This is a genomic window from Pseudomonas sp. B21-035, from assembly GCF_024748945.1.
Lineage (GTDB): Bacteria > Pseudomonadota > Gammaproteobacteria > Pseudomonadales > Pseudomonadaceae > Aquipseudomonas.
In genome coordinates this window covers 977,776-1,001,049 of sequence record NZ_CP087179.1, presented here as the reverse complement: position 1 = coordinate 1,001,049, position 23,274 = coordinate 977,776, and the positions used below count along the sequence as shown (strand labels likewise).

General features: G+C 62.2%; 25 protein-coding genes. 1 reads left to right on the top strand and 24 read right to left on the bottom strand.

From position 1 onward, the window contains the following. Positions 1-64: 64 nt before the first annotated feature. The 21 genes from LOY22_RS04545 to trmJ all read right to left on the bottom strand — a co-directional run bounded on the left by LOY22_RS04545 (position 65) and on the right by trmJ (position 18,687). Positions 65-856 carry an amidohydrolase gene (locus LOY22_RS04545; protein ID WP_213602364.1) on the bottom strand — a complete coding sequence of 264 codons (792 nt, stop codon included), beginning with the start codon at positions 854-856 and terminating at the stop codon, positions 65-67. Continuing rightward, the gene (locus tag LOY22_RS04540) at positions 844-1,992 is read right to left on the bottom strand and encodes a pyridoxal phosphate-dependent aminotransferase (protein WP_258596526.1); all 1,149 of its coding nucleotides are present in this window, start codon (positions 1,990-1,992) and stop codon (positions 844-846) included. The genes LOY22_RS04545 and LOY22_RS04540 overlap by 13 nt, the downstream gene beginning before the upstream one ends. 154 nt (positions 1,993-2,146) lie before the next feature. Beyond that, a complete protein-coding gene (gene der / locus LOY22_RS04535) occupies positions 2,147-3,610 on the bottom strand; it encodes a ribosome biogenesis GTPase Der (RefSeq protein WP_045196227.1) in 1,464 nt (487 codons plus the stop codon). Positions 3,611-3,726: 116 nt separating this feature from the next. Then, positions 3,727-4,878 carry an outer membrane protein assembly factor BamB gene (gene bamB / locus LOY22_RS04530; RefSeq protein WP_045196225.1) on the bottom strand — a complete coding sequence of 384 codons (1,152 nt, stop codon included), beginning with the start codon at positions 4,876-4,878 and terminating at the stop codon, positions 3,727-3,729. After that, positions 4,871-5,479, bottom strand: a complete 609-nt coding sequence (locus tag LOY22_RS04525; RefSeq protein WP_176470444.1) for a tetratricopeptide repeat protein — start codon at positions 5,477-5,479, stop codon at positions 4,871-4,873. The genes bamB and LOY22_RS04525 overlap by 8 nt, the downstream gene beginning before the upstream one ends. Before the next feature lie 72 nt (positions 5,480-5,551). Continuing rightward, on the bottom strand, positions 5,552-6,841 hold the full coding sequence (hisS, locus tag LOY22_RS04520; RefSeq protein WP_258596523.1) for a histidine--tRNA ligase: 1,290 nt from the start codon (positions 6,839-6,841) through the stop codon (positions 5,552-5,554). 28 nt (positions 6,842-6,869) lie between these two features. Then, positions 6,870-7,979 carry a flavodoxin-dependent (E)-4-hydroxy-3-methylbut-2-enyl-diphosphate synthase gene (gene ispG / locus LOY22_RS04515; RefSeq protein ID WP_038997015.1) on the bottom strand — a complete coding sequence of 370 codons (1,110 nt, stop codon included), beginning with the start codon at positions 7,977-7,979 and terminating at the stop codon, positions 6,870-6,872. A gap of 3 nt (positions 7,980-7,982) precedes the next feature. After that, positions 7,983-9,002, bottom strand: coding sequence for a RodZ family helix-turn-helix domain-containing protein (locus tag LOY22_RS04510; RefSeq protein WP_258596521.1), 1,020 nt, complete (start codon positions 9,000-9,002; stop codon positions 7,983-7,985). Further along, positions 9,002-9,760: a type IV pilus biogenesis/stability protein PilW gene (gene pilW, locus LOY22_RS04505; RefSeq protein WP_045196217.1), complete on the bottom strand. Its 759-nt coding sequence runs from the start codon at positions 9,758-9,760 to the stop codon at positions 9,002-9,004. The genes LOY22_RS04510 and pilW overlap by 1 nt, the downstream gene beginning before the upstream one ends. Positions 9,761-9,773: 13 nt before the next feature. Continuing rightward, on the bottom strand, positions 9,774-10,919 hold the full coding sequence (gene rlmN, locus LOY22_RS04500; RefSeq protein ID WP_045196215.1) for a 23S rRNA (adenine(2503)-C(2))-methyltransferase RlmN: 1,146 nt from the start codon (positions 10,917-10,919) through the stop codon (positions 9,774-9,776). A gap of 28 nt (positions 10,920-10,947) precedes the next feature. Continuing rightward, positions 10,948-11,373, bottom strand: a complete 426-nt coding sequence (gene ndk / locus LOY22_RS04495; RefSeq protein WP_007964426.1) for a nucleoside-diphosphate kinase — start codon at positions 11,371-11,373, stop codon at positions 10,948-10,950. A 91-nt stretch (positions 11,374-11,464) separates the two neighbouring features. Continuing rightward, positions 11,465-11,665: a Fe-S cluster assembly protein IscX gene (gene iscX, locus LOY22_RS04490; RefSeq protein WP_045196212.1), complete on the bottom strand. Its 201-nt coding sequence runs from the start codon at positions 11,663-11,665 to the stop codon at positions 11,465-11,467. Between the two features lie 13 nt (positions 11,666-11,678). Next, positions 11,679-12,020 (bottom strand): ISC system 2Fe-2S type ferredoxin, encoded by a 342-nt coding sequence (fdx, locus tag LOY22_RS04485; RefSeq protein ID WP_045196210.1) that lies wholly within the window; start codon positions 12,018-12,020, stop codon positions 11,679-11,681. 3 nt (positions 12,021-12,023) lie between these two features. Next, positions 12,024-13,886 carry a Fe-S protein assembly chaperone HscA gene (gene hscA, locus LOY22_RS04480; RefSeq protein ID WP_195885705.1) on the bottom strand — a complete coding sequence of 621 codons (1,863 nt, stop codon included), beginning with the start codon at positions 13,884-13,886 and terminating at the stop codon, positions 12,024-12,026. Between the two features lie 42 nt (positions 13,887-13,928). After that, positions 13,929-14,450: a co-chaperone HscB gene (gene hscB / locus LOY22_RS04475; protein WP_045196206.1), complete on the bottom strand. Its 522-nt coding sequence runs from the start codon at positions 14,448-14,450 to the stop codon at positions 13,929-13,931. Between the two features lie 8 nt (positions 14,451-14,458). Then, positions 14,459-14,782 (bottom strand): iron-sulfur cluster assembly protein IscA, encoded by a 324-nt coding sequence (iscA, locus tag LOY22_RS04470; protein ID WP_045196204.1) that lies wholly within the window; start codon positions 14,780-14,782, stop codon positions 14,459-14,461. A 28-nt stretch (positions 14,783-14,810) separates the two neighbouring features. Continuing rightward, the gene (gene iscU / locus LOY22_RS04465; RefSeq protein ID WP_002552476.1) at positions 14,811-15,197 is read right to left on the bottom strand and encodes a Fe-S cluster assembly scaffold IscU; all 387 of its coding nucleotides are present in this window, start codon (positions 15,195-15,197) and stop codon (positions 14,811-14,813) included. 46 nt (positions 15,198-15,243) lie between these two features. After that, positions 15,244-16,458 (bottom strand): IscS subfamily cysteine desulfurase, encoded by a 1,215-nt coding sequence (locus LOY22_RS04460; RefSeq protein ID WP_045196198.1) that lies wholly within the window; start codon positions 16,456-16,458, stop codon positions 15,244-15,246. A gap of 42 nt (positions 16,459-16,500) precedes the next feature. After that, positions 16,501-16,992 carry a Fe-S cluster assembly transcriptional regulator IscR gene (iscR, locus tag LOY22_RS04455; protein WP_036993915.1) on the bottom strand — a complete coding sequence of 164 codons (492 nt, stop codon included), beginning with the start codon at positions 16,990-16,992 and terminating at the stop codon, positions 16,501-16,503. Positions 16,993-17,145: 153 nt separating this feature from the next. After that, positions 17,146-17,928 carry a serine O-acetyltransferase gene (gene cysE / locus LOY22_RS04450; RefSeq protein ID WP_045196194.1) on the bottom strand — a complete coding sequence of 261 codons (783 nt, stop codon included), beginning with the start codon at positions 17,926-17,928 and terminating at the stop codon, positions 17,146-17,148. Further along, positions 17,929-18,687, bottom strand: a complete 759-nt coding sequence (gene trmJ, locus LOY22_RS04445; protein ID WP_093388088.1) for a tRNA (cytosine(32)/uridine(32)-2'-O)-methyltransferase TrmJ — start codon at positions 18,685-18,687, stop codon at positions 17,929-17,931. A gap of 145 nt (positions 18,688-18,832) precedes the next feature. On the opposite strand from trmJ, the gene suhB reads away from it, so the two are divergent. Then, the gene (suhB, locus tag LOY22_RS04440; RefSeq protein ID WP_010223469.1) at positions 18,833-19,651 is read left to right on the top strand and encodes an inositol-phosphate phosphatase; all 819 of its coding nucleotides are present in this window, start codon (positions 18,833-18,835) and stop codon (positions 19,649-19,651) included. Positions 19,652-19,776: 125 nt separating this feature from the next. Here the strand turns inward: suhB and LOY22_RS04435 are convergent, their stop codons facing one another. The 3 genes from LOY22_RS04435 to secD form a co-directional block, all read right to left on the bottom strand. After that, positions 19,777-20,325 (bottom strand): glycine zipper 2TM domain-containing protein, encoded by a 549-nt coding sequence (locus LOY22_RS04435; RefSeq protein ID WP_045196190.1) that lies wholly within the window; start codon positions 20,323-20,325, stop codon positions 19,777-19,779. Positions 20,326-20,445: 120 nt separating this feature from the next. Then, a complete protein-coding gene (secF, locus tag LOY22_RS04430; protein WP_045196188.1) occupies positions 20,446-21,357 on the bottom strand; it encodes a protein translocase subunit SecF in 912 nt (303 codons plus the stop codon). 9 nt (positions 21,358-21,366) lie between these two features. Continuing rightward, complete coding sequence (secD, locus tag LOY22_RS04425) at positions 21,367-23,232, bottom strand: protein translocase subunit SecD (RefSeq protein ID WP_045196186.1); 1,866 nt, start codon at positions 23,230-23,232, stop codon at positions 21,367-21,369. Positions 23,233-23,274 lie beyond the last annotated feature (42 nt).

The following is a 23,274-nucleotide window of genomic DNA, read 5'->3' as shown; positions in this document are numbered from 1 at the left end:
CTCATCGCGGGTCAAGCCCGCTCCTACAGGTTTGGTGTGGGAGCGGCTTGACCTGCGATGAGGGTCAATGCAACTCGAAGGTATCGGCATCCAAGTTGGCCGGGAACCGCGTGCGATAGGCCGCCAGGTCTGCCGCACTGAGCACCACGGTAAACACCCCGTCCGCCTCGCCTGCACTGAGCAGGCTCTCGCCCTGAAAATCCAGCACCTGGCTGTCGCCGGTATAGGCAAAGCCCTTGCCGTCGGTGCCCACGCGGTTCACCGCGGCGACATAACACAGGTTCTCGATGCCCCGTGCCGGCAACAAGCGGTTCCAGTGCTGGCGGCGGGCGGCCGGCCAGTTGGCGGTGTACAGCAGCAGGTCAGTGTCCTGGGCATCGCGGCTCCACACCGGGAAGCGCAGGTCGTAGCAGATCAGCGGCCGTACCCGCCAGCCCTTGAGCTCGAACTGCACCTGGCGTTCGCCCGGGGTGTAGTGCTTGTGCTCGCCGGCCATGCGAAACAGGTGGCGCTTGTCGTAGTACAGGATCTCGCCATCGGGCCGCGCCCACAGCAAGCGGTTGCGGTGGCTGCCGTCGGCAGCCTGGATGATCACGCTGCCGGTAACCACTGCATCAAGCTTCTTGGCCTGGCTCTTGAGCCACTTGTAGGTCGGGCCGTTCTCGGGCTCGGCGAGGCTTTCGGAGTCCATGGAAAAACCAGTGGTGAACATCTCCGGGAGGATGATCAGGTCGGCGCCACGAGCCTGTTCCAGCAGGCCTTCGAAATGCTCGTAGTTGGCCAGGCGGTCGTGCCAGGCCAGGCTGGTCTGCACCAACGCAATGTTCAGGTTGGGCAGGCTACTCAGATCGCGCATAGTTTTTCCGCTGCCTGACGCAGCGTCTCCTCGCGTTTGGCAAAGCACAGGCGCACCAGGCGCTGCGCGGGGATGGGTTGCTGGTAGAACACCGACACCGGAATGGTCGCCACGCCATGCTCGCGGGTCAGCCACAGCGACATCTCGACGTCGTTCAAATCCGGGCGAATGTGCGAATAATCCACCAACTGGAAGTACGTACCCGGGGTGGGCTTGAACTGAAATCGCGAAGGCGTGAGCAATTCGCAGAACAGGTCGCGCTTGGCCTGGTAAAAGGCCGGCAGCTCTTCGACATGCTCGGGGTGCGCTGCCATGAAATCGGCCAGCGCCCATTGCAACGGGGTCACGCCACAAAAGTTGACGTACTGGTGGACCTTGCGCAGCTCGGCGCTGAGCGCCGCTGGCGCCACCACATAACCGGTTTTCCAGCCAGTGACGTGGTAGGTCTTGCCGAACGAGCTGACCACGAATGCACGCTGATACAGCGCCTCGTGGGCCAATACGCTGGCGTGCTGTACACCGTCGAAAACCAGGTGCTCGTAGACTTCGTCGCTGATCAGGTAGATATCGCGGTCGGCGATCAACAGCGCCAGCTTGTCCAGATCATCTCGGCTGATCAAGGCGCCGCTAGGATTGTGCGGCGAGTTGAGGATGATCATCCGCGTACGCGGGCTGAGGGCGTCGGTGAGCTTCTGCCAGTCGATGGCAAACTCGCCATCGCTCAGTTGCACATGCACGCAACGCCCGCCGGCCAGCTCTACCGAGGGCTCATAGCTGTCGTAACTGGGATCGAAGACGATGACCTCGTCGCCTGCGCGGATCACTGCATGGATGGCGCAGAAGATCGCTTCGGTGGCACCCGGGGTGATGGTCACTTCATGCTCGGCATCGACGCTGACGCCATAGCTGCGGGCGATCTTGTTCGCCACCTGCTGGCGCAAGGCCGGCAAGCCGGTCATGGGGCTGTACTGGTTGTGCCCGGCACTGACATGCCGGCCGACCGCATCGAGCAATGCTTGCGGGCCGTTGAAATCGGGGAAACCCTGGGACAGGTTCAAGGCGCCGGTTTGCGCGGCGAGCTGGGACATGGTGGTAAAGATGGTAGTGCCGACGTTCGGCAACTTGCTACTGATCATGGAGCCCTCTTTCCTGCAGCACTATCCGGCTCGAGGCGGCGCGGTCTGGGACCGAGCATAGCGGATTGATCAGTCAGGAAAAAGGTTGTTACGGTCGCAGGCCAATCGCCGGTCAAACCCGCTCCCGTAGGAGCGGGCTTGCCCCGCGATGCTTCTAGCGCTTGTCTTTACGCTTCTTCTCGGCTTTCTTGTGGTGCGACATCAAGCGACGCTTCTTGTTGACCTGGCGGTCGGTCAGCGTGTTCTTGTTGCCTTCGTACGGGTTGTCACTGCCCTTGTACTCGATGCGGATCGGCGTACCGACCAGCTTGAGCACGCGGCGGTAGGTGTTTTCCAGGTAGCGCGAGTAGGACTTGGGTACCTTCTCGACCTGGTTGCCGTGGATCACGATGATCGGCGGGTTGGCGCCACCGAGGTGGGCATAGCGCAGCTTGATCCGGCGGCTGTTGACCATCGGCGGCTGGTGCTCGCTGACCGCATCTTCGAGGATCTGGGTCAGGCGGCTGGTCGGCCAGCGGGTCACCGCCGACTTGAACGAGTTCTGCACCGACTGGTACAGGTTACCCACGCCAGTGCCGTGCAGCGCCGAGATGAAGTGGATGTCGGCGAAGTCGACGAAGAACAGCCGGCGTTCCAGCTCGGTCTTCACGTAGTCGCGCTCGCTCGGCTGCATGCCGTCCCACTTGTTCAGGGCGATAACGATGGCGCGTCCGGCTTCCAGGGCAAAGCCCAGCAGGTTCAGGTCATGGTCGACCACGCCTTCGCGGGCGTCCATGACGAAGATCACCACGTTGGCGTCCTTGATCGCCTGCAGGGTCTTGACCACGGAGAACTTCTCGACTTCTTCGTGGATCTTGCCGCGCTTGCGCACCCCGGCGGTGTCGATCAGGGTGTATTTCTCTTCGTTACGCTCGAAGGGAATGTAGATACTGTCGCGGGTGGTGCCGGGCTGGTCATAGACGATGACCCGTTCTTCACCGAGCATGCGGTTGACCAGGGTCGACTTGCCGACGTTAGGCCGGCCGATGATGGCGATCTTGATCCCGTCTTTTTCGCTCGGGCCAGGGATACGCACCGCTTCCTCGCCTTCAGCGACGTCGGTGTCGATCTCTTCCTCGTCCTTGTCCCGCGGGAAGTCGCTCAGCACCGCTTCCAGCAGGTTGTTGACGCCACGGCCCTGGGCGCCGGCAACACCAATGGCGTTACCCATGCCCAGTGGCGAAAATTCGGCGATGGCGGCCAGCGGGTCGATGTTGTCGATCTTGTTGGCAACCAGGAACGAGCGTTTGTTGCGCTTGCGCAGGTGCTCGGAAATCATCTGGTCGGCGGCGGTCAGACCGGCGCGGGCATCGACCAGGAACAAGACCACATCGGCTTCTTCAATGGCCAGCAGCGACTGCTCGGCCATTTTCTCGTCCATGCCTTCTTCGTCACCGGAAATACCACCGGTGTCGACCAGGATGTACGAACGGCCTTGCCAGCGCGCTTCACCGTACTGGCGGTCTCGGGTCAGCCCGGACAGGTCGCCGACGATAGCGTCGCGGGTCCTGGTCAGGCGGTTGAACATGGTGGATTTACCGACGTTCGGTCGGCCCACCAGGGCGATTACGGGAACCATTCGGCTCTCCACTTCATAAATTCGAAAAATACAAAGGCCGCTGCACTGCAGCGGCCGGAGTTCGAGCGGCACCCGAAGTGCCGCAGCCCGAGGCCGGCATGGCCTCAAGCATAGCCTCAGCGGATGGTCAGCGCCTCGAGCTTGCCGCTGTTGCCGTACACATAGATGGTGTCACCCACCACCAGCGGACGGGCGCGCAGGCCATCGCTGTCGATACGCTCACGACCGACGAAACGACCATCGACCTGGCTGAGCAGGTGCAGGTAGCCTTCCAGGTCACCCACCGCTACGTAGCTGGAGAACACTTCCGGCGCCGACAGCTGGCGGCGTGCCAGCGAATCGTTGCTCCACAGGGCGCTGGACGAGCGCTCGTCGATGCCTTCCACAGTGCCCGAAGCCAGGCTCACGTAGACGTTACCGAAGCCCTGGGCCACACCGGTGTAGCTGGAAGCATCACGCTGCCACAGCAACCGGCCGCTCTCCAGGTCCAGGCCGGCAACGCGGCCCTGGTAGCTGGAAACGTACAGGGTACCGCCGGACAGCAGCAGGCCGCCGTCGATATCCACAACCCGGTCGAGCTCCGAGCGACCTTGCGGGATGGCCACACGCTGCTCCCAGACCGGTGCACCGTTCTGGGTGTCGAGGGCAACCACTTTACCGGTCGAAAGGCCAGCAACGGCCAGACGGTTGGTCACGATTGGAGCGCCAGTACCGCGCAGGGTCAGTACCGCCGGAGTGCTTTCGTAGATCCAGCGACGGTCGCCGGTGCTGGCGTCCAGGCCAATGACGCGGTCGTCCTGGGTCTGTACTACCACCACGTCACCGTTGGTCGCTGGTGGCGCCAGCACTTCACTGGTAACGCGCGAGCGCCAGCGCTCCTCACCGGTGCTGGCATCCAGGGCAATCACTTCGCCCTTGAGGGTGCCGAGCATGACCATGCCGTAACCGACGCCAACGGCACCGGACACTGGCAGTTCGAGGTCCTTCTTCCAGGCCACGTCGCCGTTGCTGCGATCCAGCGCCATCACCACGCCGGTAACATCGGCGGCGTAGATGCGGTCGTTTTCGATCGCCGGCACCAGCATGTTGAAGGTTTCGCCCTGACCGTCACCGATCGAACGGCTCCACTGCTTCTTCAGGACCACTTCTTCGGTGAACTTGGTGAGTTCGGCCGGTGGCAATTCCTTTTTGCTGTTGCTGCTGCAACCCACGGCCAGAAGGGCCAGGGTCAGCACTGCTGCATGTTTCCAACCGATCACGTCACGCATCCCCTTTGGCCAGGTCGTCGAGCTTGAGTTGCAGGCCACCGATCGCGGCGTCGTCAGACAGCGCAGCCTTGGCTTTTTCGTAAGCGGCATGGGCGTCGCCAGCGCGGCCCAGTTGCACCAGCAGGTCGCCCTTGAGCTCTTCGCGGCTGGCCAGGAACGCCTTGTCGGCATCGCCTTCGAGCAGCTTCAGCGCTTCGTCGACCTTTTTCTGCGCGGCCAGCACACGGGCCAGGCGCTGACGGGCGATCTCACCCAGGGTCGCGTCGGCCGGCTTGTCCATCACCAGCTTGAGCTCGGCCGCGGCGTCATCGAGCTTGCCGCTCTCGACGGCTACCTTGGCGACGAACAGGCTGGCGTACTGGGCATAGGCCGAGCCGCCGAATTCGTTCTTGAGTTTGCCGGACAGCTCGGCAACCTTGGCCGCGTCGGGCTCGCCGCTTGGCGTCAGGGTAGTCTCCAGCAGGGCCTGGTAAAGGTTCGAGGCGCCTTGCGACTGGTTGGTCTGGTATTTCTGCCAGGCTTGCCAGCCGAACACCACGACCAGCGCCAGCAGGCCACCGGTTACCAGCGGCTTGCCATTGCGGTCCCACCAGTCCTTCATCGCGACCAGTTGTTCATCATCGGTACTCGACACCCCAATACTCCTTTTCACCAAATCGGCTGTTGACTCGCCTCACGCCTGCGCGAGCGAGGCTTCCAGGTGCTCTGCCAGAGCATCCCAGGCAATGTTTTGTTGTTCGCCCTGACCGCGCAGGGGTTTGAAACCTACCACTTGTTGCGCCAGCTCGTCGTCCCCCAGGATCAAGGCGAACAGCGCGTTGCTCTTGTCGGCCTTCTTGAACTGGCTCTTGAAGCTGCCAGCACCGGCGTTGACCTGCAGGCGCAGGTTCGGCAGACGGTCACGCAGGCGCTCGCTCAGGGCCAGGCCGGCAAGCTCGGCCTGCTCGCCGAAGGCGCACAGGTAAACGTCGACCTGACGGTTGATCGACTCGGGTACCTGCTCGAGGGTTTCCAGCAGCAGGATCAGGCGCTCGATACCCATGGCGAAACCAACGCCCGGGGTCGGCTTGCCGCCCATCTGCTCGACCAGGCCGTCGTAGCGACCACCGGCACATACGGTGCCCTGGGAGCCGAGCTTGTCAGTGACCCATTCGAAAACGGTCTTGCTGTAGTAGTCCAGGCCGCGCACCAGTTTGGTGTTGATCACGAACGGAATGCCGGCGGCATCCAGGCGTGCCTTGAGGCCCTCGAAGTGCACGCGGGACTCTTCGTCCAGGTAGTCTTCGAGCTTCGGCGCACCGACCAGCACCGCCTGGGTATTGGCGTCCTTGCTGTCGAGGATGCGCAGCGGGTTGCTTTTCAGGCGGCGCTGACTGTCTTCGTCCAGGTGCTCCAGGCGCGCCGAGAGGAACTCGACCAGCGCGTCACGGTAGCGGGCCCGGGCTTCGCTGGTACCCAGGCTGTTGAGTTCGAGCTTGACCGCGTCGCGAATGCCCAACTGGCCCCAGAGGCGCCAGGTGAGCATGATCAGCTCGGCGTCGATATCCGGGCCGTCGAGGTTGAAGACTTCAACGCCAATCTGGTTGAACTGGCGATAACGGCCTTTCTGCGGGCGTTCGTGACGGAACATCTGGCCGATGTACCAGAGTTTCTGCACCTGGCCGCTACCGGTGATGCCGTGCTCGAGCACGGCGCGCACGCAGGCGGCGGTGCCTTCCGGGCGCAAGGTCAGAGAGTCGCCGTTACGATCGTCGAAGGTGTACATCTCTTTTTCGACGATGTCGGTGACTTCGCCGATCGAGCGCTTGAACAGCTCGGTGAACTCGACGATCGGCGTGCGGATCTGGCGATAGCCATAGGTATCCAGCAGGCCGGCCACGGTGTTCTCGAAATAACGCCACAGCGGCGTCTGCTCGGGCAGGATGTCGTTCATGCCACGAATGGCTTGCAGCGATTTGCTCACGGAAAATCCCTTAACAATTCTGTGTCAGTCAGCCACGGGCGATCAGCGCCGCGTCGGCCTCGGCTTTTTCAGCCGCTTTCTGGCGGATGAGCTTTTCCAGCTCATCGACCAGGTTGTCATTGGTCAGCTTCTGCGCAGGCTTGCCGTCGATGTAGATCAGGTTCGGCGTGCCACCGGTGAGCCCCACGTGGGCTTCCTTGGCCTCGCCCGGGCCGTTGACCACGCAACCGATCACGGCGACGTCCAGCGGTACCAGCAGGTCTTCCAGGCGCCCTTCCAGCTCGTTCATGGTCTTGACCACATCGAAGTTCTGCCGCGAGCAGCTCGGGCAGGCGATGAAGTTGATGCCACGCGAACGCAGGTGCAGGGACTTGAGGATGTCGTAGCCGACCTTTACCTCTTCGACCGGGTCGGCGGCCAGCGAAATGCGAATAGTATCGCCAATCCCGTCGGCAAGCAGCATACCGAGGCCCACCGCGGATTTCACCGTGCCCGAGCGCAGGCCGCCGGCTTCGGTGATGCCCAGGTGCAGCGGCTGGATGATCTGCTTGGCCAGCAGGCGGTAGGCTTCGACGGCCATGAACACGTCAGAGGCTTTAACGCTGACCTTGAAGTCCTGGAAATCCAGGCGGTCGAGGTGCTCGACATGACGCATGGCGGACTCGACCAGCGCCGCCGGGGTCGGCTCGCCGTACTTTTTCTGCAGGTCTTTTTCCAGGGAACCGGCGTTGACGCCGATACGGATCGGAATACCGCGATCGCGGGCGGCATCGACCACCGCCCGAACGCGGTCTTCACGACCGATGTTGCCCGGGTTGATGCGCAGGCAGTCAACGCCCAGTTCGGCCACGCGCAAGGCGATGCGATAGTCGAAATGGATGTCGGCAACCAGCGGTACGCTGACCTGCTGCTTGATCTTGCCGAAGGCCTCGGCAGCGTCCATGTCCGGTACCGAGACGCGCACGATGTCGACGCCGGCATCGATCAGGCGGTTGATCTGCGCCACGGTCGCGGCCACGTCATTGGTGTCGGTGTTGGTCATGCTCTGGACCGCGATGGGAGCATCGCCGCCAACAGGCACATTACCTACCCAGATTTTCCGGGATTCGCGACGTTTGATCGGAGATTCGCCGTGCATGACTTATTGTCCCAACTTCAGGCGAGCGGTCTCGCCACTGGTGAACGGCGCAACGTCGACAGGCTGGCCGTTGTAGCTGACCTGCACGCCGCGGGCAAAGCCCAGGCGTACCGAAAACGGCGGCTTGCCGGTCAGGTCCAGGCTGTCGCCCTTGCGCTTGATGGCGCTGAACAGCAGCTTGCCGTTGCCGTCGGTGACCGAGGTCCAGCAATCGGCGTTGAATTGCATGTGCAGCTGGCCGCTACCGGCCGGGGCTGGAGCGGCGACAGCAGGTGCTGCTGGCGCTGCGGCAACCACTGCACTGTTGACCACGGGCGCCACCGGGGCTGGCGCTGGAGCCGGTACAACCGGCGCCACCGGCGTGGTCGCGGTGCTGGCGGCAGGCGCAGCAGGCGTGGCAGCAGGGCTGGCCGGTGCTTGTTCGGCAGGTGCGACGCCAGCCGGTTCTGTCGGGGCCTGCTCAAGGCTCAAGGCAGTGCTTTGCGGTTGCTGGCCAGCGCTCACAGCCTGGTCTTCAGGCTCGTCCAGCGGGTGAATCTGGGTGGTGCCGTCGGCGCTTTCGACTTCGACGTGCTCCAGGGCCATGTTGGCCAGGTCCTTGCCACGCAGGCTGGTCTGGTCCTGCCACCAGAAGAAGCCACCACCGATCACCACCACCAGCAGCACCAGGCTGACGATACGCAGGATGTTGTGGGACAGGCGCACCGGCTCTTCGATGCGGCCAAGGGCGTGAACGTCGCTGCCCTGGGCGTGAGTGCCGGTGCACTGGTCGAAAGCCTGCACCAGGGCAGCCTGGTCCATGTCCAGCAGCTTGGCATAGGCGCGTATGTAGCCACGGGCAAAGGTATGCCCCGGCAGCTTGTCGAAGGCGCCGGCTTCTAGATTGTTCAGGGAACTCACGGTGAGGTTGAGCTTGCGGGCCACTTCGGCCTGGGACCAGTCCCTGCTCTCGCGGGCCTGACGCAGGATTTCACCGGGATTTTCGCGAGTCGCTGCTGCTGCTTCGGGATGCGCCGCTTTCATCATTGCTCCGACAGGTATTGCTGATATTCCGGCGTACCGGGATAAAGTCGTTGTAATTGCAGGCCCAGTTCGCTGGCCTTGTTCCGTTCTTCGAAGACGCTGGCCAGGCGGCTGCCCAGCAGCAGGCTGCGGGCACTGTGGTCGCTCAGCTGGCTGAAACGATCGTAGTAGTCACGGGCCGGCACATAATGCCTGTCTTCGTAAGACAACTCAGCCATTTCCAGCAACGCGCGCGGCTGCTGCTGGTTGAGTCGCAAAGCTTTTACCAGGTATTCCTGCGCTTCGGCGCGCTGCCCCAGCCTGAGCGCGGTCAGGCCAAGGTTCTCGAACACCCGGGAGCGTTCAGGATACAGGGTATCGGCCGCCGCTTGGGCAAACATCTGCTGCGCCTGGGCGTATTGCCCACGAGCATAAAGGAAACTGCCGTAATTGTTGCGAATTCGGGTGTCGTCCGGGCGCCGGGCCAGGGCCTTGCGAAAGTGCGCCTCGGCCAGTTCCGGCTCGTCTTCGGCCTGAAACACCAAAGCCAGGGCCGCATGGGCTGCGGCATCCTGGCTATCGAGGTCGAGGGCTTTTTTCAGCGGCGCCTTGGCCTGCTCGGTCAAACCTTGTTGCAAATAACCCAGGCCCAACTGCACATAGGCTTGGCGTGCCTGCTCGCGACCTTCACGACTGCCCAGCGCGTCCGAACTCCCGCCGGACACGCAACCTGCAAGCAGGGCGAGCGCCAGGATCGACAGCGCGAAGCGCAGGGTCATGGAGGTCCTCTCTTCAGTTGCGCGCAGCGCTTTCTTGCACGTCACCGTCGGCATTCAACTGACGTACGGCGATATAGCGCTCGCTGCGGCGGGTGCGGTCCATCACCTGGCCGACCAGCTGGCCGCACGCCGCGTCGATGTCTTCACCACGGGTGGTGCGCACGGTAACGTTGTAGCCGGCGTGATGCAGGTGGTCCTGGAAACGACGGATGGCGTTGTTGCTCGGCCGCTCGTAACCGGAATGCGGGAACGGGTTGAACGGAATCAGGTTGATCTTGCACGGCACGTTCTTGAGCAACTCGGCCATTTCCACGGCGTGTTCGAGCTTGTCGTTGACGTCCTTGAGCAGGGTGTACTCAATGGTCAGCACGCGCTTTTCGCCCAGCTGCGACATGTAGTTCATGCAGGCTTCGAGCAGGACCTTGAGCGGGTACTTCTTGTTGAGCGGTACCAGCTCGTTGCGCAGGGCATCGTTCGGCGCGTGCAGCGAGAGGGCCAGAGACACGTCGATGTGCTTGGCCAGCTCTTCGATCATCGGTACCACGCCGGAAGTGGACAGGGTCACCCGGCGCTTGGAAATGCCATAGCCGAGGTCGTCCATCATCAGGTGCATGGCGGCGACCACGTTGTCGAAGTTCAGCAGTGGCTCACCCATGCCCATCATCACCACGTTGGTGATGGCACGGTCGATGGTGGCCGGCACGCTGCCGAACGACTTGTTGGCAATCCACACCTGGCCGATCACTTCGGCGGCGGTGAGGTTGCTGTTGAATCCTTGCTTGCCGGTGGAGCAGAAACTGCAGTCCAGGGCGCAACCGGCCTGGGACGAGACACACAGGGTGCCACGCTTGCCCTGGGGGATGTACACGGTCTCGACGCAGCTGCCGGACGCCACGCGCACCACCCATTTACGGGTGCCGTCGCTGGAGATGTCCTCGCTGACCACTTCCGGACCGCGAATCTCGGCAACAGCCTTGAGCTTTTCGCGCAAGGCCTTGCCGACATTCGTCATGGCGTCGAAATCATCGACGCCAAAGTGGTGAATCCATTTCATTACCTGACCGGCACGGAAACGCTTCTCCCCGATAGAGTCGAAGAATTTTTCCATTTCCGGCTGGGTAAGCCCCAACAGGTTAGTTTTGCCAGTCGATGTCGTCATGGATTCACCCTCACCCGTAAGCTTTCGCTTAGCGAGTGGTTACCTCGGTAGCTGCGAAGAAGTACGAGATTTCGCGAGCAGCGGCGGCTTCGGAGTCCGAACCGTGAACGGCGTTGGCGTCGATGGACTCGGCGAAGTCAGCACGGATGGTGCCGGCAGCAGCTTCTTTAGGGTTGGTAGCGCCCATCAGCTCACGGTTCAGAGCGATGGCGTTTTCGCCTTCCAGAACCTGGACAACAACAGGACCGGAGATCATGAAGGCAACCAGGTCGCCGAAGAAGCCGCGCTCTTTGTGCTCAGCGTAGAAGCCTTCGGCTTCGGCTTTGGACAGTTGCTTGAGTTTCGAGGCAACGACGCGCAGGCCGGCTTTTTCGAAACGGGTGGTGATCTCGCCGATCACGTTTTTAGCAACGGCGTCAGGCTTGATGATCGAGAAAGTACGTTGAACAGCCATGGTGAAACTCCAGAAACGTTGAGTGAAGCGAAAAATTAAACCCGCGAATTATACGCGGGTTCCGGGGGATTGCCTAACCTGCCGAGCGCGCTCAGTCGGCTTCTTCGATCCAGGCCGCCTGGATGGCTTCGAGAACCTTCTCGCCGCCACGGGTCGGATCGTCACTGAATTCCGGCAATGCCAGCACCCAACGGTGCAGATCGACGAAGTTCACATAACGAGGATCGACTTCCGGCTTGCTTTCGGCAAGCTGGATTGCAATTTCAAGTACATCAACCCATTTCAGGCTCATGTCGGCTCCAGGATCAATGCGGCGCTTCGGCAGCGTGGTTGAGCGAGTATTTCGGAATCTCGACAGTTACATCCTCGGTACCGACCACGGCCTGACAGGTCAGGCGCGACGTAGGCTCAAGGCCCCATGCGCGATCCAGGAAGTCCTCTTCCAGCTCGTCAGCCTCATTGAGCGAATTGAAACCTTCGCGAATGACGCAGTGGCACGTGGTACAGGCGCAGACGCCACCACAAGCGCTTTCGATCTCAATGTGGTTGTCATGGGCCACCTCGAGAATGGATTTCCCGGTCTCGGCCTCCACGACCATGCCATCCGGGCAGAATCTCTCGTGGGGCAGAAAAATCACCTGCGGCATCAGTTATTCCTCGATCTCATTCAGGTTGCGCCCGGCCAAAGCGGCTTTTACCGTCGAATCAAGGCGACGGGCGGCAAAGGCATCGGTCACCTGCGACAGACGCTTGGTCTGTTGCTCGATGGCCGCGCCATCGGTGCCGTTGATCAAATCACGCAAGTCTTGCATCTGTTGCTCGATTGCCAGGCGCTCTTCGGCGTCCAGCAGGCGTTCGCCATCGGCGTCCAGGGCGCCCTGTACCGCTTCGAGCAGGCGCTCGGCGTCGACCTGGTGCTCGCGCAGCTGGCGCGCCACCTTGTCGAAACCGGCATGCTCGAAGGAGTCCTTGAGCATACGGGCGATTTCGCCGTCGGTCAGGCCGTAGGACGGCTTGACCTGAATGCTCGATTCGACGCCCGAGCCCAGCTCGCGCGCCGAAACGCTGAGCAGGCCGTCGGCATCGACCTGGAAGGTCACGCGGATCTTCGCCGCACCGGCAACCATCGCCGGGATGCCACGCAGTTCGAAGCGCGCCAGGGAGCGGCAGTCACTGATCAGTTCGCGCTCGCCCTGCAGCACATGAATCATCATGGCCGACTGGCCATCTTTGTAGGTGGTGAACTCCTGGGCGCGGGCAACCGGGATGGTGGTGTTGCGCGGAATCACCTTCTCCATCAGCCCACCCATGGTTTCCAGACCCAGGGACAACGGAATCACGTCCAGCAGCAGCAATTCGCCACCATCACGGCGGTTGCCAGCCAGGGTATCGGCCTGGATGGCGGCGCCGATAGCGACTACCTGGTCCGGGTCGATTTCGGTCAGCGGGGTACGCCCAAACAACGTGCCGACGGCCTCGCGCACACGCGGCACGCGGGTCGAACCACCGACCATGACCACTGCGGCAACTTCTTCGAGCTCGACGCCGCTGTCACGCACGGCGCGGCGGCAGGCCTTGAGGCTGCGGGCGACCATGGGCTCGATCAGGGCATCGAAGGCACTGCGGGTCAGCTCGGCCTGCCAGTTGCCATAGGCGACCGTGACCACATCAGCATTGGTCAGGGCCTCTTTGGCTGCGCAGGCGGTCTGCAGCAGCTGGCGCTGGGCACCCGGATCGAGGTCCGAGGACAGGCCGGCCTGCTCGACAATCCAGCTGGCGATGGCATGGTCGAAGTCGTCGCCGCCCAGGGCGCTGTCGCCACCGGTGGCCAGCACTTCAAAGACACCGCCGGTCAGGCGCAGGATCGAGATATCGAAAGTACCGCCACCCAGGTCATAGATGGCCACCAGGCCTTCGGCATTCTGGTCCAGGCCATAGGCCACGGCCGCCGCGGTCGGCTCGTTGAGCAGGCGCAACACGTTCAGGCCGGCCAGACGCGCGGCGTCCTTGGTGGCCTGGCGCTGGGCGTCGTCGAAATACGCCGGCACGGTGATTACCGCGCCAACCAGTTCGCCGCCGAGGGTCTCTTCGGCGCGCTGGCGCAGCACCTTGAGGATGTCGGCCGAGACTTCCACCGGGCTTTTCGGGCCCTGGACGGTGTCGATGAACGGCATGTGCGACTCGCCACCGACAAAGCGGTACGGCAGTTGCTCACCCAATTGCTTGACGTCTGCCAGGCCACGGCCCATCAGGCGCTTGACCGACAGCACAGTGTTGAGCGGGTCGCTGGAGGCGGCGTCGCGGGCGCTCTGGCCGACATCGATGTGGTCAGCGTGATAGCGCACTGCGGACGGCAGGATCACCCGGCCTTGGGCATCGGGCAGGGGCTCGCTGCGGCCGCTGCGCAGGGCAGCAACCAGGGAATTGGTGGTACCAAGGTCAATACCCACCGCCAGACGACGCTGGTGCGGCTGGGGGCTCTGACCGGGTTCGGCGATCTGCAGTAGGGCCATGCTTATCTGAATACCAGGGGCGCCGCCAGAAGCAGCGCCGGGTTAATCGTCGAGGCGCTCTTCCAGCTGGCGCACTTCGTAGGCGAGCTTGTCGAGAAACTGCATGCGGCGCATCAGGCGCTCGGCCTGTTCACGCTGCGCAGGATCATCCCAGCAGGCGGCGAAGTCCTCGTTGAGTGCTTCCTGGGCGGCTTTCAAGCGACGCTTGAAGACGGCCACGCCATCGAGGTCGGCACTGTCCTGGAGGTCTTCGAGCTCTTCACGCAGCTGCATCTGCTGCAGCAGGAACTCGGGATCATGGACGGTGACTTCCTGCGGCACTTCATGGCCGCCGATCGCCAACAGGTAGCGGGCACGCCGGGGCGCGCTCTTGAGAGTCTGGTAGGCCTCGTTCAGCGCAGCCGAACGCTCCAGCGCAATGCGCTGTTCACGTTCGGAGGCATCGGCGAAGCGATCCGGATGGACCTCGCGGGCCAGCTCGCGATAGCGAACAGCCAGCTTGTCGAGGTCCAGACGGAAGCCAGGTTGCAGGTCAAACAGGGCGAAATGACAAGGAGTACCCACGCGCAGCCTCAGACGTTGAAGCTTTCGCCGCAGCCACACTCACCGCGCACGTTGGGGTTGTTGAACTTGAAGCCTTCGTTCAACCCTTCCTTGACGAAATCCAGCTCGGTACCGTCGAGGTACGTCAGGCTTTTCGGATCGATGATGACCTTTTCGCCATGGCTTTCGAAGACCTGGTCATCGGAGGTTACTTCATCGACGAACTCCAGCACATAGGCCAGGCCCGAGCAGCCAGTGGTGCGCACGCCAAGGCGAATACCTTCACCCTTGCCGCGTCCGTCGAGGGAGCGCCGCACATGTTTGGCGGCGGCTTCTGTCATGCTGATAGCCATCGAGACTCCTTACCTGCAACAGGCGACCTTAGAGCAAACCTTTCTTCTGCTTGTAATCGCGCACGGCCGCCTTGATGGCGTCCTCGGCGAGTACCGAGCAGTGGATTTTAACCGGCGGCAGCGCCAGTTCTTCGGCCAGCTGGGTGTTCTTGATGGTTTCCGCTTCGTCCAGGGTCTTGCCCTTCATCCACTCGGTAGCGAGGGAGCTGGAAGCGATGGCCGAACCGCAGCCGTAGGTCTTGAACTTGGCGTCTTCGATAACGCCCTGCTCGTTGACCTTGATCTGCAGGCGCATGACGTCGCCGCACGCCGGAGCGCCGACCATGCCGGTGCCGACATCCGGGTCCTCGGCATTCATCTTGCCGACGTTACGCGGGTTTTCGTAGTGGTCGATGACCTTTTCACTGTATGCCATGGTGCAATTCCTTCCTCATCAGAGAGCCGCTCTTGCCGGCGACTACTTAGTGCGCAGCCCACTCGATCTTGGAGATGTCGACGCCGTCTTTGTACATATCCCACAGCGGCGACAACTCGCGCAGCTTGGTTACGGCCTCGCAAACCTTCTGCGCGGCGTAGTCGATTTCTTCTTCGGTGGTGAAGCGACCGAAGGTAAAGCGGATCGAGCTGTGTGCCAGTTCGTCGTTGCGGCCCAGGGCGCGCAGCACGTAGGACGGCTCGAGCGAAGCCGAAGTACAGGCCGAGCCGGACGAAACGGCCAGGTCCTTGAGCGCCATGATCAGCGACTCGCCTTCGACGTAGTTGAAGCTCAGGTTCAGGTTGTGCGGAATGCGCGCGGTCATGCTGCCGTTGATGTACAGCTCTTCGAGGCCTTCAACCTGCTTGTAGAAGCGGTCGCTCAGGGCCTTGATGCGCAGGTTCTCGCTGGCCATCAGCTCTTTGGCGATGGCGAAGGCTTCGCCCATGCCGACGATCTGGTGGGTGGCCAGGGTGCCCGAACGCATGCCGCGCTCGTGACCGCCGCCGTGCATGGTGGCTTCCAGGCGCACGCGAGGCTTACGGCTGACGTACAGCGCGCCAATGCCTTTAGGGCCATAGGTCTTGTGCGCCGAGAACGACATCAGGTCGACCTTGAGCTTTTGCAGGTCGATCTCGACCTTGCCGGTGGACTGCGCGGCATCGACGTGGAACATGACGCCGCGGGCGCGGGTCAGCTCGCCAATGGCGGCGATGTCGTTGATGGTGCCGATTTCGTTGTTCACGTGCATGATCGACACCAGAATGGTGTCTTCACGCAGGGCAGCTTCAACCATGGCCGGAGTGATCAGGCCATCGGCGCCTGGCTCGATGTAGGTCACTTCAAAGCCTTCACGCTCCAGCTGACGAGTGCTGTCCAGGACAGCCTTGTGCTCGATCTTGGAGGTGATCAGGTGCTTGCCCTTGGTGCTGTAGAAGTGCGCGACGCCCTTGATTGCCAGGTTGTCGGACTCGGTGGCACCGCTGGTCCAGACAATTTCACGCGGGTCGGCATTGACCAGGTCGGCGACCTGGCGACGGGCGTTCTCGACCGCTTCTTCGGCTTTCCAGCCAAAGACGTGGGAGCGCGACGCCGGGTTACCGAAGTTCCCGTCGACCAGCAGGCAGTCGCTCATCTTCTGGGCAACGCGTGGATCGACCGGGGTGGTCGCGGAGTAATCGAGGTAGATCGGCAACTTCATTGAATATCTCCTATCAGGCGGTCGCGCCGCGCGTCGAAACGGTCATTCGACGGCGGACGTCTCAATCTTGTCCAGCTGCGGTGCCCGGCCTGCGATACGACGCAGGTCCTGGCGCTGGGCGACTTCTTGTACCTCACGGCGAGTGACAAGGTCAGCCAGGCTGATGCCGCTGAGGAATTCGTGAATCTGCTGGCTGAGGTCGCACCACAGGTGGTGGGTCAGGCAGGTGTCGCCGGCGTGGCAATCACCCAGCCCCTGGCAGCGCGTGGCATCGACCGATTCGTTGACCGCGTCGATGACCTGGGCGACCTGAATGCTCTCCATGCTTCGCGACAGCTGGTAGCCGCCGCCAGGGCCGCGCACACTGGAAACCAGGCTGCTGCGGCGCAGCTTTGCAAACAGCTGCTCCAGATAAGAGAGGGAAATGCCTTGGCGCTCGGAAATGTCGGCCAGAGACACCGGCCCATTCTGCGCGTGCAACGCCAGGTCGAGCATGGCGGTCACGGCGTATCGGCCTTTTGTAGTCAGTCGCATGGCTAGTAGGTACCACGGGGTTACGGGATGGGAGCGAGTATGCTATTCCCGAGCATTTAAGTCAACTATAAGACCTAGTGCTTTAGTCGGGTTTACCGCAAGAGGGCGGCGGAATGATAGCAAACTAAGGGGCGCTTGCGCACGCCCCTTCTGTCAATGCGTCGACGCGTCGCTGCGGGCCTCATCCTTGATCTCGGCGAAGTCCTCTTCACGCAGTGCCGGCAGCTCCTTGGCGCAGTAGTCGCTGCCAAGATTCTTAAGCGCGCCGCACATGTCTTCCAGGCGCCCGTCGACCGCCTGCAGGTGGTCAAGCAACTGACCAATGGCGCGGGCCACCGGGTCGGGCATGTCTTCGCTGACGCCATAGGCATCGAAGCCGATCTTCTCGGCCATGGCCTTGCGCCGGGCCTCGACCTCGGCATCGGTCTTGACGATGATCCGCCCGGGGATACCCACCGCAGTCGCGCCGGCCGGTACCGCCTTGGTGACCACCGCGTTGGAACCGATCTTGGCTCCGGCGCCGACGGTGAACGGCCCCAGCACCTTGGCCCCGGCACCAACGACCACGCCGTCTTCCAGGGTCGGGTGACGCTTGCCCTTGTTCCAGGTGGTGCCGCCCAAGGTCACGCCCTGGTACAGAGTGACGTCGTCGCCGATCTCGGCGGTTTCGCCGATGACGATGCCCATGCCGTGGTCAATGAAGAAGCGCCGCCCCACCTTGGCACCAGGGTGAATCTCGATCCCGGTCAGCCAGCGGCCGAAGTTCGACACCAGCCGCGCCAGCCACTTGCAGTCCCGTCGCCACAGCGCGTGCGCCGCGCGATGCAGCCAGATCGCGTGCATGCCGGGGTAGCAGGTCAGCACTTCAAAGGCATTGCGCGCCGCCGGGTCGCGGTGGAAAACGCTCTGGATATCTTCACGCAGACGCTCGAACATCTATTGATCCTTGCGCTTATGCGGCTCGCCACGGGCCGCTTTCTGGGTTTCGGTGAGAATGCCGCGCAAAATACTCATTTCCGAACGATCCACCGAGCTGCGCCCGTACAGGCGACGCAGGCGCGGCATCAGGTGCCTGGGTTTGAGCGGGTCGAGAAAGCCGATATCGACCAGGGTCTTTTCCAGGTGCTGGTAGAACAGCTCCATTTCATCCATGGTCGCCAGCTCGCTGCTGTCGACTACTTCCACCGGCGACGCCTGCCCTTCCTGCGCCAGCCAGGCCATGCGCACCTCATAGGCCAGCACCTGCACTGCGGCGCCGAGGTTCAGCGAGCTGAAGTCCGGGTTCGAGGGGATGTGCACATGGAAATGGCAACGCTGCAGCTCTTCGTTGGTCAGGCCGGCGTGCTCACGGCCGAACACCAGGGCAATCTCTTCGCCCTGAACGGCATGCTCGATGACCTTGCTGGCGCACTCGCGCGGGTCGACCAGCGGCCAGGGGATGCGGCGCTCGCGGGCACTGGTACCGAACACCAGGTTGCAGCCGACCAGCGCCTCTTCAAGGGTGGCGACCACTTGTGCGCCGCCCAGCACATCATCGGCACCCGACGCACGGGCATCCGCCTCGGGCGAGGGAAAATGCTGCGGATCGACCAGCACCAAGCGCGACAAGCCCATGTTTTTCATGGCACGCGCAGCGCCGCCGATATTGCCGGGGTGGCTGGTATTGACCAGAACAACACGAATATTTTGCAGCAAGGCGAGCGCTCACAGACGTTGCGAAGGGGGAGCAAATCTTACAGAAGCGACCGACTTTACGCTACGAAAGCAAATGTCACCCTTCTTCGCGCAAAGTTTTCTGCTAGAATGTTCGGCTTTCTTTAACGACCCAGGTGAAACGTCCATGCAGCCCATGCTGAATATCGCGCTGCGCGCCGCCCGCAGCGCCAGTGAATTGATTTTCCGCTCCATCGAGCGCCTGGATAGCATCAAGGTTGATGAAAAAGACGCCAAGGATTACGTCTCCGAAGTCGATCGCGCCGCAGAGCAGAAAATCATCGATGCCCTGCGCAAGGCCTACCCGAACCACTCCATCTACGGCGAAGAGACCGGCCTGCATGCCGGTAGCGGTGAAGAAGGCAAAGACTACCTGTGGATCATCGACCCACTGGATGGCACCACCAACTTCCTGCGTGGCGTTCCGCACTTTGCTGTCAGCATTGCCTGCAAATACCGTGGCCGCCTTGAGCACGCCGTGGTGCTGGACCCTGTCCGCCAGGAAGAATTCACCGCCAGCCGTGGCCGTGGCGCCCAGCTGAACGGCCGCCGCCTGCGCGTCAGCCCTCGCACCAGCCTGGAAGGCGCCCTGCTGGGTACCGGCTTCCCGTTCCGCGACAACCAGATGGCTGACCTGGACAACTACCTGGGCATGTTCCGCGCCCTGGTTGGCCAGACCGCCGGCATCCGCCGCGCCGGTGCTGCCAGCCTGGACCTGGCCTACGTTGCCGCCGGTCGTTTCGATGCCTTCTGGGAATCGGGCCTGTCGGAGTGGGACATGGCTGCAGGCGCCCTGCTGATCCAGGAAGCGGGCGGCCTGGTGAGCGACTTCACCGGTGGCCACGACTTCCTCGAGAAGGGTCACATCGTTGCCGGTAACACCAAGTGCTTCAAGGCCGTTCTGACTGCCATCCAGCCGCACCTGCCTGCTTCGATCAAACGCTAAGTACGATCGAGCACAAAAAAAGCACCCTTCGGGGTGCTTTTTTTGGCCTGTAGGAGCGGGCTTGCCCCGCGATAGCGATCTAACCGTTACACCGCATCGCGGGGCAAGCCCGCTCCTACAGTAGATTACTGGCCAGCCTGGGCCTGGCTCAGTACCAGCTTGCCTTCTTTGTCCAGCGGAATTTGCGAACCCGGGTCACGGTCCATGCGCACTTGACCGACCTTGTCGCCGATCGAGTATTTCACGTCATAGCCGACCACCTTCTCGCTCAGGTCGTTGACCGTGTTGCAGCGGGTTTGCGTGGTGGTGTAGGTATCACGCTCCTGCATGCCTTCCTGCACCTTGTTGCCGGCATAGCCGCCACCGACCGCACCGGCCACGGTCGCGATCTTCTTGCCGGTACCGCCACCGATCTGGTTACCCAGCAGGCCACCTGCCAGCGCACCGACCACGGTACCGGCAATCTGGTGTTGATCCTTGACCGGCGCCTGACGCGTCACAGTGACGTCCTTGCACACTTCACGGGGTGTCTTGACCGTCTGCTTGACCGGCTGCACCGCCAAAACTTCGGCGTATTCCGGCCCGCCCTTGACCAGGCTGTAGGTGGCAACAGCACCTCCGGCTGTTACACCGACAGCACCCAGAACCGCACCCACCAGCATCGATTTGTTCACCTGAACCTCCTGATCGTACCTGCGGAACATTGCCCGCCTTCTCCCTGCCTTGGAGCATAAAAAAAGGCGCGAGTTCAACACTCGCGCCCTTTTGTACGACCAACAGTGCGGGAAATTCCCTTATGGACGGTCGTCCACACCTTCGGCTTTCACCGTCGGGATCAGGTCTTCACTGTTCAGGTTCAGCCAGATCAGCACCACGTTGGCGATGTAGATCGACGAGTAGGTACCGGCCATGACACCGATGAACAGCGCCAGGGAGAAGCCCCACAGGTTGTCGCCACCGAAGAACAGCAGCGCGGCAATCGCCAGCAAGGTCGACACCGAGGTCGCCACGGTCCGCAGCAGGGTCTGGGTGGTCGAAATGTTGATGTTCTCGATCAGCGAAGCCTTGCGCAGAACCCGGAAGTTCTCACGTACCCGGTCGAATACGACGATGGTGTCGTTGAGCGAGTAGCCAATGATCGCCAGCACCGCCGCCAGCACCGTCAGGTCGAAGGTGATCTGGAAGAACGAGAGGATACCCATGGTCACGACCACGTCGTGGATCAGCGACAGGATCGCACCCAGGGCGAACTTCCACTGAAAGCGGAAGGCCAGGTAGATCATGATGCCGCCCAGGGCCAGAAGCATGCCCAGGCCACCCTGGTCGCGCAGCTCTTCACCGACCTGCGGGCCAACGAACTCGACACGCTTGACCACCGCCGGGTTGTCGGTGCTGACCTTTTGCAGCGCCTCGGACACTCGGTTACCCAGTTGCGGATCATCGCCCGGCATACGCACCAGCAGGTCGGTGGTAGCACCGAAACTCTGCACCACGGCGTCCTGGAAGCCGGCCTTGACCAGCTCTTCACGGACCTCGCCAAGGTTGGCTGGACGCTCGTAGGTCAGCTCGATGAGCGTACCGCCGGTGAAGTCCAGACCAAAGTTGAGGCCTTTGTAGAACCAGCTGAACAGCGCCAGCACGGTCAGAAGCAGGGTGATGCCGAACGCAAGGTTGCGCACACCCATGAAGTTGATTGTACGTAACATGGCAGCCCCTTATACCCACAGCTTCTTGATATCACGCCCGCCGCAGGTCAGGTTGACCATTGCACGGGTGACCATGACGGCCGTGAACATCGAGGTGAAAATCCCGAGGGACATGGTAACCGCGAAGCCCTTGACCGGGCCGGTACCCATGGCGAAGAGGATGCCGCCGACCAGCAAGGTGGTCAGGTTGGCGTCGACAATCGCCGTGTAGGCACGGTTGAAACCTTCGTGGATGGCGCGTTGCACCGACATGCCATTGGCCAGCTCTTCGCGGATCCGCGAGAAGATCAGCACGTTGGCGTCAACCGCCATACCCATGGTCAGGACGATACCGGCGATACCCGGTAGGGTCAGCGTTGCCCCCAGCAGCGACATCAGCGCCAGCAGCATGACCATGTTACCGGCCAGGGCGATGGTCGCGATCAGGCCGAAGAAGCGGTAGATGGCCATGATGAACAGCGAGACGAACAGCATGCCCCACAGGGATGCGTCGATACCCTTGGTGATGTTGTCGGCACCCAGGCTCGGGCCAATGGTGCGCTCTTCAGCAAAGTACATCGGCGCCGCCAGGCCACCAGCGCGCAGCAGCAGGGCCAGTTCCGACGACTCGCCCTGACCGTTCAGGCCAGTGATGCGGAACTGGCTGCCCAGTGGCGACTGGATGGTCGCCAGGCTGATGATCTTCTTCTCTTCGGTGAAAGTCTGCACGGCAACGTCTTTCTCGACGCCGTCGACCATCTGCTTGACGTAGCGCGTGGTTGGACGCTGCTCGATGAAGATCACCGCCATGCTGCGGCCGACGTTGCTACGGGTAGCACGGCTCATCAGCTCGCCACCATGACCATCCAGACGGATGTTCACCTGCGGACGGCCCTGCTCGTCGAAGCTGGCCTGGGCGTCGGTCACCTGGTCACCGGTGATGATCAGGCCACGCTCGACCGCAGCCGAACGACCGCCTTCACGGAACTCGAAGGTTTCGGTGGTGGCTTTCGAGGCACCAGGCTCAGCACCCAGGCGGAATTCGAGGTTGGCGGTCTTGCCGAGAATACGCTTGGCTTCGGCGGTGTCCTGCACGCCTGGCAGCTCGACCACGATGCGGTTGGCACCCTGGCGCTGAACCAGTGGCTCGGCTACACCCAGCTCGTTGACGCGGTTACGTACCGTGGTCAGGTTCTGCTTGATCGAGTATTCACGGATTTCCGCGACCTTGGCCGGGGTAATCGCCAGGCGCAGCACCGACAGACCGTTGCGCTCGGTGGTGGTCAGCTCGAAATCGTTGAAATTCTTGCGGATCAGGCTGCGGGCCTGTTCGCGGGATTCGTCATCGGAGAAGCCCAGCTGGATGCCGCCATCTTGTTGCGGCAGGCTGCGATAGCGCACGCGCTCTTTGCGCAGCAGGCTCTTGACTTCGCCTTCGTAGACTTTCAGGCGCGCCGACATGGCTTTGTCCATGTCCACTTCAAGCAGGAAGTGCACACCACCGGAAAGGTCCAGGCCCAGCTTCATCGGGCTTGCGCCCAGGTTGCGCAGCCATTGCGGGGTAGTCGGGGCCAGGTTGAGCGCTACTACATAGTCGTCGCCCAGTGCCTTGCGCACTACATCCTTGGCTGGCAGTTGGTCTTCCTGTTTGCTCAGGCGCACCAGGCCAACCTTGCCCTTCTCGCCCAGGCTCGCGGCCTTGACCTGGATACCGGACTCGTTGAGCGCCTTGCTCACGCGGTCCAGATCGGCCTGAGTGACCTGCAGTGCAGTACTGGCACCGCTGACCTGAACGGCCGGATCATCAGGGTAGAGGTTGGGAGCGGAATAAATAAAACCGATCGCCAGTACCACCAGGATCAGTGCGTATTTCCACAGAGGGTATTTGTTCAGCATCACGCCGCCCGTTCAAGACGCGGGGCGCCTTGCGCGCCCCGT